The sequence below is a fragment of the Rhodococcus sp. NPDC058521 genome (genome assembly GCF_042719695.1).
Lineage (GTDB): Bacteria > Actinomycetota > Actinomycetes > Mycobacteriales > Mycobacteriaceae > Rhodococcus_F.
Map to the genome: position 1 here is coordinate 836,793 of NZ_JBHXNL010000001.1, position 12,163 is coordinate 848,955.

Consider the following 12,163-nt stretch of genomic DNA (forward strand, 5'->3'; position numbering starts at 1 on the left):
CGCTGTGCCGCGATCTGTGTCGTTGAAGGTGCAACTCGTCGCCCGGACCGAGTTCACCCCGCCCCCCGACATCCCGTGGGAGACCGACGCGGACGGTGGGGAGGCGCTCGCCGAGTTCGCCGGGCGCGCTTGCTATCAGAGTTGGTCCAAGCCCAATCCGCGAACTGCCACCAACGAGGGCTATCTACGTCACCTGCTCGAGGTCGGCCACGTCTCGGTCCTCGAACACGCCAGCGTGAGCTTCTACATCAGTGGAATCTCGCGGTCGTGCACGCACGAATTGATCCGTCACAGGCATTTCTCCTACTCGCAGCTCTCGCAACGATTCGTGCGAGAAGACGACGCCGACGTCGTGCCACCGCCTGCCATCGTGGGCGACCCCGAACTCGAGGCATTGTTCGCGGAGGCGACCGCTGCAAGCAGTGCCGCATACGCGAAATTGTTGTCCGCGCTCGAGACGAAACTGGCCCGCGTACCGAGCGCGCCGCTACGGAACAAGCAGGCGCGTCAGGCCGCGAGATCGGTTCTGCCCAATGCGACCGAGACTCGATTGGTGGTGACGGGCAACTATCGGGCGTGGCGTCATTTCATCGCCATGCGGGCGACAGAACACGCCGATGTGGAAATCCGTGGAGTGGCCGTCGAATGTCTGCGGCAGTTGCGGGAGATGGCTCCGAACGTGTTCGGTGACTTCGAGACCGTGCGCCTGGAAGACGGGACCTGCGTGGCGAGAACACCGTATTCCGCCGACACGTGAGTGCGGTGCAGGAGTCGGGTGTTCACCGGGTAGCCTTCTGACCATGACCTACGGTGAATCCGCTTTCGCAGTCGAGCGTCCGTTCGGCACAGTGTCCACCGCCATGGTGACTCCGTTCACTCCGGACGGAAAGCTGGATGTCGACGCGGGGGTACGTTTAGCTGTTCACCTGGTCGAGAACGGCTGCGACGGACTGGTTCTGGCGGGTACCACCGGCGAATCGCCGACGACCACCGAGAACGAGAAGCTCGAACTTCTGCGCGCCGTGATCGACGCGGTGGGCGATCGCGCGAAGATCATCGCGGGAGCCGGCAGCAACGACACGGCGCACAGTGTGGAGCTCGCGCGAGACGCTGCTCGGGCAGGCGCGCAGGGCCTCCTCGTGGTCACTCCTTACTACTCGCGCCCACCGCAGGCCGGGCTGTTCGCACACTTCAGTGCCGTGGCGAACGCGACCGACTTGCCGGTCATGTTGTACGACATCCCGCCGCGCTCGGTGGTGCCCATCGAAACGGACACCATCCGGCTGCTGGCGGAGCACCCCCGGATCGTCGCGGTGAAGGACGCGAAGGGCGATCTCAATGCCGGGGCCGAACTGATCGGCACGACGGACCTTCAGTTCTATTCGGGCGACGACCCGCTCAACCTTCCCTGGCTCTCGGTAGGGGCCGTCGGATTCGTCAGCGTCATCGGGCACCTCGTGCCCGGACGTCTGCGCGAACTGCACAGTGCCTTCGTTGCCGGAGACATCGCGCGTGCTCGCGCCATCAACCTCAGCCTCATTCCGGTGATCCGGTCCGTCGCAAGGCTCGGCGGTGTCAGTGCATCGAAAGCCGGATTGCGGCTTATCGGTCTGGATGTGGGGGAGCCGCGGTTGCCGCAGGTTGCACCCACCCACGACATGATCGATGGACTGGCAGCGGATCTTCACGCAGCAGGAGTTCTCTGATGACCCGTCCCCCTCGTCGACGTAGCGCCAGCAGGAAAGCCGGCCCACCCGAGCCCGCGGCCGAGAAGAAACCGGTGACCGAACAGAAGCCGGCCGCCGAGAAGAAGGCCGCTCGAGAGGCCGTCACCGCCGACGAGCCGAAGGCTGCCTCCCAGAAGCCGGTCAAGGCCGCATCCGCCAAGGGCGGGGCCGCCAACGGTGGTTCCTCGAAGTCGGGTTCCGGCAGATCGCGACGTTCCGGTGGCGGACGCCGAGGAGACTCCCGGGCCGCGGCGAGCGGGCCGGTCGACGCCTCCGTGCGTCTCGGCACCCCGCCCAAGGCGCCGCACAAGGGCCTGCGTGTCGTCGCGCTCGGTGGAATCGGTGAAATCGGCCGCAACATGACCGTGTTCGAGCATCAGGGCAAGTTGCTGATCGTCGACTGTGGCGTGTTGTTCCCCGAGGATCAGCAGCCGGGTGTCGATCTGATTCTTCCCGATTTCGGGCACATCGAGGATCGGATGGCCGACGTCGAGGCGGTGGTGCTCACCCACGGCCACGAGGACCACATCGGCGCGGTGCCGTTCCTGCTTCGCCTTCGCCCCGACCTGCCCGTCGTCGGTTCCAAGTTCACACTCGCGCTCGTCGCCGCGAAGTGCCGCGAGCACCGTCAGCGCCCCAAGCTGGTCGAGGTCGTCGAGGGGCAGCGCACGAGTCACGGTCCGTTCGAGTGCGAGTACTTCGCGGTCAACCACTCCATCCCGGACGCGATCGCAGTGGCGATCCGCACGGACGCCGGCGTGGTCCTGCACACCGGTGACATCAAGCTGGACCAGCTCCCGCTCGACGGTCGACTGACCGACCTCGCCGGATTCTCCAGGCTCGGAGACGAGGGAGTCGATCTTTTCCTGGTCGATTCCACCAACGCCGAGGTTCCCGGATTCGTCACCCCCGAACGCGAGATCGGTGGCGTGCTCGACAACGTGATCGGCAAGGCGAAGCAGCGAGTCATCGTCGCGTCGTTCGCCAGCCATGTGCACCGTATTCAGCAGGTCGTAGACGTCGCGCACCGATACAACCGGCGCGTCGCCTTCGTGGGTCGTTCGATGGTCCGCAACATGCAGATCGCCCAGGATCTCGGATACCTCGCCGTTCCGGACGGGCTCGTCGTGGACATCGACACCGCGGCCAACCTGCCCGACGACAAGCTGGTGCTCGTCTCGACGGGCTCGCAGGGTGAACCGCTGTCCGCCCTGTCGCGGATGGCGCGCGGCGAGCACCGGCAGATCAACATTCGCGCCAACGACCTCGTCGTGCTGGCGTCGTCGCTCATTCCGGGCAACGAGAACTCGGTGTTCGCCGTCGTCAACGGTTTGGCGAAGCGGGGTGCCACCGTCGTCACGCAGCAGAGCGCCAAGGTGCACGTGTCCGGCCACGCCTCGGCCGGCGAACTCCTGTACCTCTACAACGCAGTACGACCCACCAACGCGATGCCCGTACACGGCGAGTGGCGCCACCTTCGCGCGAACGCTGCACTTGCGAAGGCGACCGGAGTTCCGGAAGACCGCATCGTGCTCGCCGAAGACGGGGTGGTCGTCGACATGGTCGACGGGTTGGCCGAGATCGTCGGCCAGGTCCCCGTCGGACACGTGTACGTGGACGGCCTGTCGGTCGGCGACGTCGGTGACTCGACGTTGTCGGACCGTCTGGTGCTCGGCGAGGGCGGATTCATCGCCATCACCGCGGTCATCGACGAAACGACCGGCAAGTCGGTGAGCACACCGGAGGTGTCCGGGCGCGGTTTCTCGGACGACCCGAACGCGTTGTCCGACGCATCGCAGTTGGTCGAGGCCGAACTTCTCCGGTTGGCAGGGGAAGGCGTGACCGACACCCACCGCATCGCGCAGGCGATCCGGCGCGTGGTGGGTCGGTGGGTGGCGGACAAGTACCGTCGCCGGCCGATGATCGTTCCCACGGTGATCGGCGTTCCCTGATCGGTCGCGGTAGGTTCGGTGATGTGACCTTTGCACAGGACGAGCGCCATGCGCTCGTCGACTCCATGACCGAGCGCGGAGCCGACGCGCCGACCTTGTGCGGCGAGTGGAGGAATCGTGACCTCGCTGCTCATCTGATTCTGCGGGAGCGCAGGCTCGACGCGGCAGCTGGGATTCTCGTGCCGAAACTGGCCGGCCGCACCGAGCGGATCCAGGCCGAGATCGCAGCGCGGCCGTGGAGTCGACTGCTCGACGAAGTCCGGTCCGGTCCGCCGGTGTGGTCACCGCTGCGCTGGATCGACTCCCTGGCGAACACGGGGGAGATGTTCGTACATCACGAAGACGTTCGTCGGGCGCACTCCGGGTGGGAGCCTCGTCGGTTGGGTCAGGACGCGCAGAAAGCGCTCTGGTCGCTCGCGAAGGGTGTGGCGCGTCACGGTTATCGAAAGGCCGCGGTACGGGTCGTACTCGAACGTCCGTCCGGGGATAACATCGTCGTTGGCGCCCGCGACGCCGACGAGTCGGTGGTGTTGCGGGCAGAACCTTCGGAGTTGCTGCTGCACGCGTTCGGGAGAGATGAGACGATGGTGCAGCCCAGCGGTGAACCGGACGCGGTCGCGGCGGTTCTGGCCCTCGATCGGGGTGTCTGACGGCCGGGCGTGACATACGTCCACAGGTGTTACGAGTGTTGCGGATGGTCCTGATGGTGGGCCAGCGACTAACGTGGACCCCATGGCAGGTAAGACGAGCACCCGCAGCACGAGCGCTTCGACGTCCAGATCTCGGACGAGCTCACGCGCCGGTTCTGCCAGATCCACACCCAGGTCGCGGACGACGAAGACGGTCACGACACCTCGGAAGGCTCCGGCGTCACGCGCCCGTGGAAATGGTCGACGACCTGCGAAGAAGCAATCCAGCGCGAGTCCTCTCGAGGCAGTATTCCGGGGGATCGGGGCGGGTTGGTCGCTCGTCGCGAAGGGAGTCGGTGCCACGACGCGCACCGTCGGTCGTGCCGCAGACATCGAAGAAGGGCATCGCCGAGACGGAATTGCCCTCGGATTGTTGGCGGCTTCCGTCATCGTCGCAGGTAGCATCTGGTTTTCGGTCGGTGGACCGGTCGGGTCCGGTATCGAATCGGGAATTCGGACGGTAGTCGGCGCCGTGGCGGCGATCTTGCCGATCATCGCCATCGGAATCGCGATCATCTTGATGCGAACGGAGCCACGCCCGGAGATACGGCCTCGCCTCGTCCTCGGCTCCTTGCTCGTGGGTCTGCCCGCTCTCGGGCTGTGGCACCTCGCCGCCGGTGCTCCGGCCGATGGGGACGGACGCTCGCAGGGTGCCGGAATCGTCGGCTACGCGATGGGCGGGCCACTCACCGACGGGTTGACCGTATGGCTGTCCGTTCCGCTTCTGCTGATCGCGCTGATGTTCGGGATTCTCCTGCTTACGGGAACGACGGTGCGCGAGGTCCCCGGCAAGTTCCGGTCGTACTTCGGGCTGAGCCGTGACGACTACGGGTACGACGAGTATGGCGACGAATACGACTACGACAGCGATCCGGCACTGTTCGACGCCGACGGCTATCCGGTCGACGACGGCGGACGCTCACACGGCGGCCCGTACGACAACTACCCGCCCGACGAATACGCAGGCCGCGGTGCCGATGCGAAGACCGAGGTGCTCGGGCGCTGGGAGAAGTCGGCCGCCGAGGAAACGGCAGCCACGCCGGCGGCAGCGCCCGAGGCGTCGAAGCCGAAGCCCAAGCGGCCCGCGGCGAAGGCGAAGCCGATCGTGCCCGATCCCGAGCCGCCGATCCCGGAGGTCGAGAAGTTCGTCACCGATCGTGTGGTCGAGGGTGACTACACGCTGCCTTCGTTGGACCTGCTGATCGACGGAGATCCGCCGAAAACCCGCAGCGCCGCCAACGACGCGATGATCGAATCGATCACCGAGGTGCTCGAGCAGTTCAAGATCGATGCCGCGGTCACCGGCTTCACCCGTGGTCCCACCGTCACCCGTTACGAGGTCGAGTTGGGTCCCGGCGTCAAGGTCGAGAAGATCACGGCGCTCGCCCGCAACATCGCCTACGCGGTGGCCACGGACAACGTGCGACTTCTCGCACCGATCCCGGGCAAGTCCGCGGTCGGTATCGAGGTGCCCAACTCGGATCGCGAGATGGTTCGCCTGTCCGACGTCCTCACCGCCCCGAGCACTCGTAAGGACCACCACCCGCTCGTCATCGGTTTGGGTAAGGACATCGAAGGCGATTTCGTCAGTGCGAACCTGTCGAAGATGCCGCACCTGCTCGTGGCCGGTTCGACCGGTTCGGGTAAGTCGAGCTTCGTCAACTCGATGCTGGTGTCGTTGCTCGCCCGGGCCACTCCCGACGAGGTTCGCATGATCCTCATCGACCCGAAGATGGTGGAACTCACGCCGTACGAGGGCATCCCGCATCTGATCACCCCGATCATCACCCAGCCGAAGAAGGCTGCCGCAGCGCTGGCCTGGTTGGTCGAGGAGATGGAACAGCGCTACCAGGACATGCAGGCGAGCCGGGTGCGCCACATCGACGATTTCAACTCGAAGGTGAAGTCCGGTGAGGTCACGGCGCCGCTCGGCAGTGAGCGGGTGTACCGCCCGTATCCGTACATTCTCGCCATCGTGGACGAGCTCGCGGACCTGATGATGACGGCGCCGCGAGATGTCGAGGACGCGATCGTCCGCATCACGCAGAAGGCCCGTGCTGCCGGTATCCATCTGGTGCTGGCGACCCAGCGTCCCTCGGTGGACGTCGTGACGGGTCTGATCAAGACGAACGTGCCCTCGCGTCTTGCCTTCGCGACGTCCTCGCTGACCGACTCACGCGTGATTCTCGACCAGCCCGGCGCCGAGAAGTTGATCGGTATGGGCGACGGCCTGTTTCTGCCGATGGGCGCCGGAAAGCCGACCCGACTGCAGGGCGCCTTCATCACGGACGACGAGATCCAGAAGGTCGTCGACTTCACGAAGAACCAGGCTGAGCCCGAATACACCGAGGGCGTCACCGCCGCGAAGGTCGGCGAGAAGAAGGACGTCGACCCGGATATCGGCGACGACATGGATGTCCTACTGCAGGCAGTGGAACTGGTGGTGTCGAGCCAGTTCGGTTCCACCTCGATGTTGCAGCGCAAGCTGCGGGTCGGGTTCGCCAAAGCCGGTCGTCTGATGGATCTCATGGAGACGCGAGGCGTCGTCGGACCCAGTGAGGGTTCGAAGGCCCGTGAGGTCCTCATCAAGCCGGACGAGCTGGACGGTTTGCTCTGGTCGATTCGCGGCGGCGACCCGGACGAAGCGCCGGCAGCCGAGGAGTGAGTGGGCGGAAATGCCAATCCTGTGATTGAATGAGGCGCGAAATGGAGGGGAGTATCCCCGCCTCTGCGACAGCATCGTCAACACGGCCGGCACCATTGCCGATCCGGGGCTGTCGATCGAACCGCTCGGCGGTTCGGTGGGAGAGACCTCCGGCACCGTAGAAGGCGTCCGGAGGTCTATTTTCATGCATGTTTCGCCGTTGGTCTGGGTCATTACCTGTGTGGTGATACTCGGGTTGTTCGTCTTCGATTTCTTCGCCCACGTGCGCACCCCGCACGCTCCGACGTTCCGTGAGTCGGCGTTCTGGTCCACGGTCTACATCGCGATCGCGCTCGTTTTCGGGCTGCTGGTGATGTGGCTGTGGGGGACCGGCTACGGCGGCGAGTACTACGCCGGATACGTCACGGAGAAGGCGTTGTCGGTCGACAATCTGTTCGTTTTCGTGATCATCATGAGCACGTTCGCAGTCCCGCGTGAGTACCAGCAGAAGGTGCTCCTGATCGGCATCGTGATGGCTCTCGTGATGCGTGGTGCGTTCATCGCGGTCGGTGCGGCTGCGATCAATGCCTACAGCTGGGTGTTCTACATCTTCGGCGCTTTCCTTCTGTACACGGCGTACACGTTGGTGCGCGACCACAACAAGGAGAAGGAAGCCGACGAAGGCGACAGTCGCATCATCGCCCTCGCCAAGAAGGTGCTACCCACCACCGACACCTACGACGGTGACAAGCTCGTCACCCGGATCGACGGCAAGCGAGTGGTGACGCCCCTGTTGCTCGCGCTCGTGGCGATCGGCTTCACGGACGTGTTGTTCGCACTCGACTCCATCCCGGCCATCTACGGACTCACCAAGGAGCCGTACCTGGTGTTCACGGCCAACGCGTTCGCGCTCATGGGTCTGCGTCAGCTGTACTTCTTGATCGGCGGTTTGCTGGACCGGCTGGTGTACCTGTCGTACGGCCTCTCGATCATTCTGGGTTTCATCGGTGTCAAGTTGGTGTTGCATGCGCTGCACGAGAACACGCTCGGATTCGTCAACGGTGGTGAGCACGTCTCGGTCCCTGAGATCTCCACGGGTCTTTCGCTCACCGTCATCATCGGCGTTCTCGTCGTCACGACGGTCGCCAGCCTGGTGAAGACTCGAGTGAGCGAGAAGGCGTCTTAGCTTCTCCGTCGGCAGGCCCTGTCAGGCGGAGATGGCGCCCATCACCGGAACCCATTCGGTGATGCGGGAGTCCTCGACGAGACCGGCGCGGGCGAACGGGTCGTGCGTGAACAACGTACGGACAGCGTCCGCGTCGGCTTCCTCGACGATGATGAGGGCGCCGGAACCGTCGGCGTATGGGCCGCTGGCCCGAACCACCCTTCGCTCCACGAGATCCTGTAGCCAGGCGCGATGGTCGGGGCGTTTCGAATCGCGTGCTCCGGACTTCTCCGGCGCGTAGGTGTACTCCACGGCGAACAGTGGCATTGTCGCCCTTTCGGTGTCGCAGATATCGGTTTCGTAGATCTCGGGGGTCAGAGCGTCAGCAGCATGCGGGTGTTGCCGAGGGTGTTGGGCTTGACGAAACTCAGGTCCAGGAACTCGGCCACACCGGTGTCGTACGAACGGCACATCTCGGCATACACCTCGGCGGTGACCGGGGTGCCGTCGATTTCCGAGAATCCGTGTCGGCCGAAGAAATCCACCTCGAACGTCAGGACGAAGAGGCGGCGCAGTTCGAGTTCACGCGCTACCTCGATGAGTTTGGCAACAACCCGGTGGCCCGCGCCCTGGCCTTTCGCGCGTGGATCGACGGCGACAGTGCGTACTTCGCCCAGGTCTGCCCACAGCACATGTAGTGCGCCGCAAGAGATCACGTGGCCTTCTCGTTCGACCACCCAGAATTCCTGAAGGGATTCGTAGAGATTGACGAGGTTCTTCTCCAGGAGGATCTTGCCGGAGTAGATGTCGATCAGGCGCTTGATGTCGGGGACGTCGGAGGCGCGTGCTCGTCGCACGACCATCTCGCTCTCAGCAGCTTCCGGAGTCCGAGTTGTCATGGGGTGAACAGTAGTCAATCCAGCAAAGGATATTCTGGGGCACGTGCCGGTTCGACCACTGATCACTCAGCTAGCCTCGTATTCGCCGGGGCCCCTTCCGCGCGCCTTGGTGGCCGAGTGACTGCCCGCCGCGAAGACCCGGCGCCGTCGATCGTGCCTGCGCCGACCGCTCCGCCCGCCTCGGATTCGCCGGCGCCGTTGTTCAACATCGCGAACATACTGACGATCCTTCGGATTGTGCTGGTCCCGGTCTTTCTCGTCGTTCTCTTCGTGGGTGACGGGCACTCGACGGTGTGGCGTCTGGCCGCGACGGGGGTGTTCGCCGTCGCGGCGATCACCGATCGGATCGACGGTCAGCTGGCGCGCAAATACGGGTTGGTCACCGATTTCGGGAAGCTCGCGGATCCGATAGCCGACAAGGCGCTGATCGGCGCTGCACTCGTAGGTTTGTCGATTCTCGGCGACCTGCCGTGGTGGGTGACTCTGGTGATCGCCACGCGCGAGTTGGGTATCACCCTGCTGCGTTTCGCGGTGCTGAGGCACGCGGTCATTCCCGCCGGAAAGGGTGGCAAGCTCAAGACTCTGCTCCAGGCCTTGGCGATAGGAGTGTTCCTGCTGCCGCTGCCCGACGCGGCACTCCCGTTCGGGTGGGTGCTCATGGGGGCGGCCGTGATTCTGACCGTGGTGACCGGCTTGGACTATGTCGTGCAAGCCGTGCGGCTGCGGACCGGTGTGTCCCGGGCGGAATCGACGGCGGGGCCCGAAGAGTGAACGACACGATGCCGGGCTCGGCCGACCCCGCGGTCATCGACCTGGTGGCCGTACTGAAGACGCGTGGGCAGACGATTGCGACCGCCGAATCGTTGACGGCAGGGTTGTGTGCGGCCACGGTCGCCGACGTTCCGGGTGCGAGTGCTGTCCTTCGTGGTGGCCTCGTCGTCTACGCGACCGATCTGAAAGCATCTCTCGCCGGGGTCGACGAGGCATCACTGGCGACGGACGGTCCGGTTGCGAGTTCGACGGCAGGGGCGCTGGCGGCGGGCGCAAGGCGGCGATGCCAGGCAGACTGGGGTATAGGCCTGACCGGTGTTGCCGGGCCGGACGAACAGGACGGGCACCCCGTGGGAACCGTGTTCGTCGGAATCTCCGGCCCCGACTGCACCGAGGTCGCGGAATTCGCCCTGACCGGAGACCGGCGGGCAATACGCTGTGAAACGGTGACGCGGGCGCTCGCGGCACTGCGTGATCGTCTCGATCGCGGCGAGGGCGTCGGCACCGGGGGCACGGAACCGGCACGATAGGCTCGGGAACCAATCGGACCTGTTCGCACGTTGAGTTTGCGAGACAGGTGACGGATGAAGGAGGAGCGAGATGGCGCTGTTATTGCGTGAGGCAATCGGTGACAGTCTTCGTCGCGCGCGCGTTTCGCAGAGCCGGACCCTGCGTGAGGTCTCCAATAGTGCACGCGTGAGCCTCGGATACCTCTCCGAGGTCGAGCGCGGACGCAAGGAGGCATCGAGCGAATTGCTGGCTGCGATCTGCGAGGCGCTCGAGGTTCCGCTCTCGACGGTCCTCGTGGAGGTCAGCGAGTCGATGGTGGATCGCGCAGTCACGTCCGAGGCTGCAAACGTGGGCTCGACCACCATCGCGAAGGACACTCGGGTGGTCATTCCGGCTCCGGCTGCGCTGGCTGCAGCCTGAGCGGGGAGTCTCTGCGTAGCCGGGCCGGCAAGTTACCGATAGATTCTCACTACCCACTCGAGTCGGTCGAGACAACGTCGGTAACGAGACGGCAGAGTTCGGTGGGAGACCGCAGTCGGGGCGGCGCCCTTGTCGGTGGGGCATGGCCCTTGTGCCGGTGCGTGACGGTCGCGCATCGGGTCGCGTATCGCGCGGCGCAACAGATGGAGGCAGGATCAAACCCATGGCTAATCCTTTCGTCAAGGGATGGAAGTACCTGATGGCGCTCTTCAATTCCAAGATCGATGAGAAGGCCGACCCAAAGGTTCAGATTCAGCAGGCGATCGAGGACGCCCAACGACAGCATCAGGCGCTCTCGCAGCAGGCTGCTTCCGTCATCGGTAACCAGCGTCAGCTCGAGATGAAGCTGAGCCGCCAGCTGGACGAGGTCGAGAAGCTCAATGCGAACGCACGGCAGGCTGTCAATCTCGCGGACCAGGCGCAGACGGCCGGGGACACCGAGAAGGCAGTCCAGTACACGAACGCTGCCGAGGCCTTCGCGGCGCAGCTCGTCACGGCGGAGCAGGGCGTCGAAGACCTGAAGGCTCTGCACGATCAGTCGTTGCAAGCTGCTGCCCAGGCCAAGAAGGCCGTCGAGCAGAACGCCATGACCTTGCAGTCCAAGGTCGCAGAGCGCACCAAGCTCCTCAGCCAGCTCGAGCAGGCCAAGATGCAGGAGCAGGTCAGCGAGTCGCTGCGGTCGATGGACAGCACGCTCTCGGCGCCCGGCACGACACCCAGCCTCGACGCCGTCCGCGACAAGATCGAGCGTCGCTACGCGAACGCACTCGGCTCCGCCGAATTGGCGCAGAACTCGGTCACCGGCCGGATGATGGAAGTTCAGCAGGCGAGTGTGCAGATGGCCGGGCACAGCCGTCTCGAGCAGATCCGCGCCTCGATGAAGGGCGACGCACTGCCCTCGGGTGGCACGAACTCGAGTACCCCGGCAGCCAACCCCGCCGCAAAACCGGCAGGCCAGCAGCAGCCTCCCGCTGCGGGCCAGGCCGACCCCGCCTGACTCACCCCCTGTGAGTGGTTGACGAGTCCAGGGACTCTGTGCTGTCTAGGTAGACGTGGGACACGGGTGTCTACGTAGATGTGAGACAGATTCTATGCGGCGGCGGGGCGGAGTTGTCCTTGGTAGCGCTTGGTGTGATCCAGGTGCAGGTGGCCGAGGACAGCTCCGCCTTGCTCGTAGGCGGTGACGTGGTCGCCGTCGAGTAGGACGGTCACGGTCTGTCCGTTGCGGGCTCGCCCGACGTTGACGCTTGTGCTGCCGATCGAGATGACCCCGTTCCGGGACACGGTCAGTGGGTGGATGGTGGCGTCCTGCTGGGCGGGCAGGTG

The 12,163-nt window shown here is 64.9% G+C and carries 12 protein-coding genes and 1 pseudogene; 10 read left to right on the forward strand and 3 right to left on the reverse strand.

The features are described 5' to 3' along the window. Positions 1–4 precede the first annotated feature (4 nt). The 6 genes from thyX (at position 5) to ACFWO3_RS04050 (ending at position 8,198) form a co-directional block, all read left to right on the forward strand. Positions 5–757 carry an FAD-dependent thymidylate synthase gene (gene thyX, locus ACFWO3_RS04025; RefSeq protein ID WP_378573898.1) on the forward strand — a complete coding sequence of 251 codons (753 nt, stop codon included), beginning with the start codon at positions 5–7 and terminating at the stop codon, positions 755–757. Between the two features lie 43 nt (positions 758–800). Then, positions 801–1,706: a 4-hydroxy-tetrahydrodipicolinate synthase gene (gene dapA / locus ACFWO3_RS04030; RefSeq protein WP_378573900.1), complete on the forward strand. Its 906-nt coding sequence runs from the start codon at positions 801–803 to the stop codon at positions 1,704–1,706. Then, complete coding sequence (locus ACFWO3_RS04035; RefSeq protein ID WP_378573902.1) at positions 1,706–3,679, forward strand: ribonuclease J; 1,974 nt, start codon at positions 1,706–1,708, stop codon at positions 3,677–3,679. Before dapA ends, ACFWO3_RS04035 begins: the two co-directional genes overlap by 1 nt. Positions 3,680–3,702: 23 nt before the next feature. Continuing rightward, positions 3,703–4,329, forward strand: a complete 627-nt coding sequence (locus tag ACFWO3_RS04040; protein WP_378573904.1) for a TIGR03085 family metal-binding protein — start codon at positions 3,703–3,705, stop codon at positions 4,327–4,329. 82 nt (positions 4,330–4,411) lie between these two features. Continuing rightward, positions 4,412–7,033 (forward strand): DNA translocase FtsK, encoded by a 2,622-nt coding sequence (locus ACFWO3_RS04045; RefSeq protein WP_378573906.1) that lies wholly within the window; start codon positions 4,412–4,414, stop codon positions 7,031–7,033. A 184-nt stretch (positions 7,034–7,217) separates the two neighbouring features. Next, positions 7,218–8,198: a TerC family protein gene (locus tag ACFWO3_RS04050; RefSeq protein WP_378573908.1), complete on the forward strand. Its 981-nt coding sequence runs from the start codon at positions 7,218–7,220 to the stop codon at positions 8,196–8,198. Positions 8,199–8,219: 21 nt separating this feature from the next. Here ACFWO3_RS04050 and ACFWO3_RS04055 read toward each other — a convergent pair whose 3' ends face one another. Then, on the reverse strand, positions 8,220–8,504 hold the full coding sequence (locus ACFWO3_RS04055) for a YciI family protein (RefSeq protein WP_378573909.1): 285 nt from the start codon (positions 8,502–8,504) through the stop codon (positions 8,220–8,222). A gap of 47 nt (positions 8,505–8,551) precedes the next feature. Beyond that, a complete protein-coding gene (locus ACFWO3_RS04060; RefSeq protein WP_378573911.1) occupies positions 8,552–9,076 on the reverse strand; it encodes an amino-acid N-acetyltransferase in 525 nt (174 codons plus the stop codon). 117 nt (positions 9,077–9,193) lie between these two features. Between ACFWO3_RS04060 and pgsA the strand changes: the two genes are divergently transcribed. From pgsA to ACFWO3_RS04080, 4 genes are all read left to right on the forward strand, one after another. After that, a complete protein-coding gene (gene pgsA / locus ACFWO3_RS04065) occupies positions 9,194–9,847 on the forward strand; it encodes a CDP-diacylglycerol--glycerol-3-phosphate 3-phosphatidyltransferase (RefSeq protein ID WP_378573914.1) in 654 nt (217 codons plus the stop codon). A gap of 8 nt (positions 9,848–9,855) precedes the next feature. Further along, positions 9,856–10,377 carry a CinA family protein gene (locus ACFWO3_RS04070; RefSeq protein WP_378574060.1) on the forward strand — a complete coding sequence of 174 codons (522 nt, stop codon included), beginning with the start codon at positions 9,856–9,858 and terminating at the stop codon, positions 10,375–10,377. A 70-nt stretch (positions 10,378–10,447) separates the two neighbouring features. Continuing rightward, the gene (locus tag ACFWO3_RS04075; RefSeq protein WP_378573916.1) at positions 10,448–10,777 is read left to right on the forward strand and encodes a helix-turn-helix domain-containing protein; all 330 of its coding nucleotides are present in this window, start codon (positions 10,448–10,450) and stop codon (positions 10,775–10,777) included. 223 nt (positions 10,778–11,000) lie between these two features. Continuing rightward, positions 11,001–11,834: a PspA/IM30 family protein gene (locus ACFWO3_RS04080; protein ID WP_378573918.1), complete on the forward strand. Its 834-nt coding sequence runs from the start codon at positions 11,001–11,003 to the stop codon at positions 11,832–11,834. 92 nt (positions 11,835–11,926) lie between these two features. Here the strand turns inward: ACFWO3_RS04080 and ACFWO3_RS04085 are convergent. Continuing rightward, positions 11,927–12,163: pseudogene (locus tag ACFWO3_RS04085) on the reverse strand (IS481 family transposase); the annotation flags it as partial.

Excerpts from the sequence above, each read along its gene's own strand:
- dapA (WP_378573900.1), top strand. The coding sequence starts at position 801 with ATGACCTACGGTGAATCCGCTTTCGCAGTCGAGCGTCCGTTCGGCACA.
- ACFWO3_RS04035 (WP_378573902.1), top strand. The coding sequence starts at position 1,706 with ATGACCCGTCCCCCTCGTCGACGTAGCGCCAGCAGGAAAGCCGGCCCA.
- ACFWO3_RS04045 (WP_378573906.1), top strand. The coding sequence starts at position 4,412 with ATGGCAGGTAAGACGAGCACCCGCAGCACGAGCGCTTCGACGTCCAGA.
- ACFWO3_RS04050 (WP_378573908.1), top strand. The coding sequence starts at position 7,218 with ATGCATGTTTCGCCGTTGGTCTGGGTCATTACCTGTGTGGTGATACTC.
- ACFWO3_RS04055 (WP_378573909.1), bottom strand. The coding sequence starts at position 8,504 with ATGCCACTGTTCGCCGTGGAGTACACCTACGCGCCGGAGAAGTCCGGA.
- ACFWO3_RS04060 (WP_378573911.1), bottom strand. The coding sequence starts at position 9,076 with ATGACAACTCGGACTCCGGAAGCTGCTGAGAGCGAGATGGTCGTGCGA.
- ACFWO3_RS04070 (WP_378574060.1), top strand. The coding sequence starts at position 9,856 with ATGCCGGGCTCGGCCGACCCCGCGGTCATCGACCTGGTGGCCGTACTG.
- ACFWO3_RS04075 (WP_378573916.1), top strand. The coding sequence starts at position 10,448 with ATGGCGCTGTTATTGCGTGAGGCAATCGGTGACAGTCTTCGTCGCGCG.
- ACFWO3_RS04080 (WP_378573918.1), top strand. The coding sequence starts at position 11,001 with ATGGCTAATCCTTTCGTCAAGGGATGGAAGTACCTGATGGCGCTCTTC.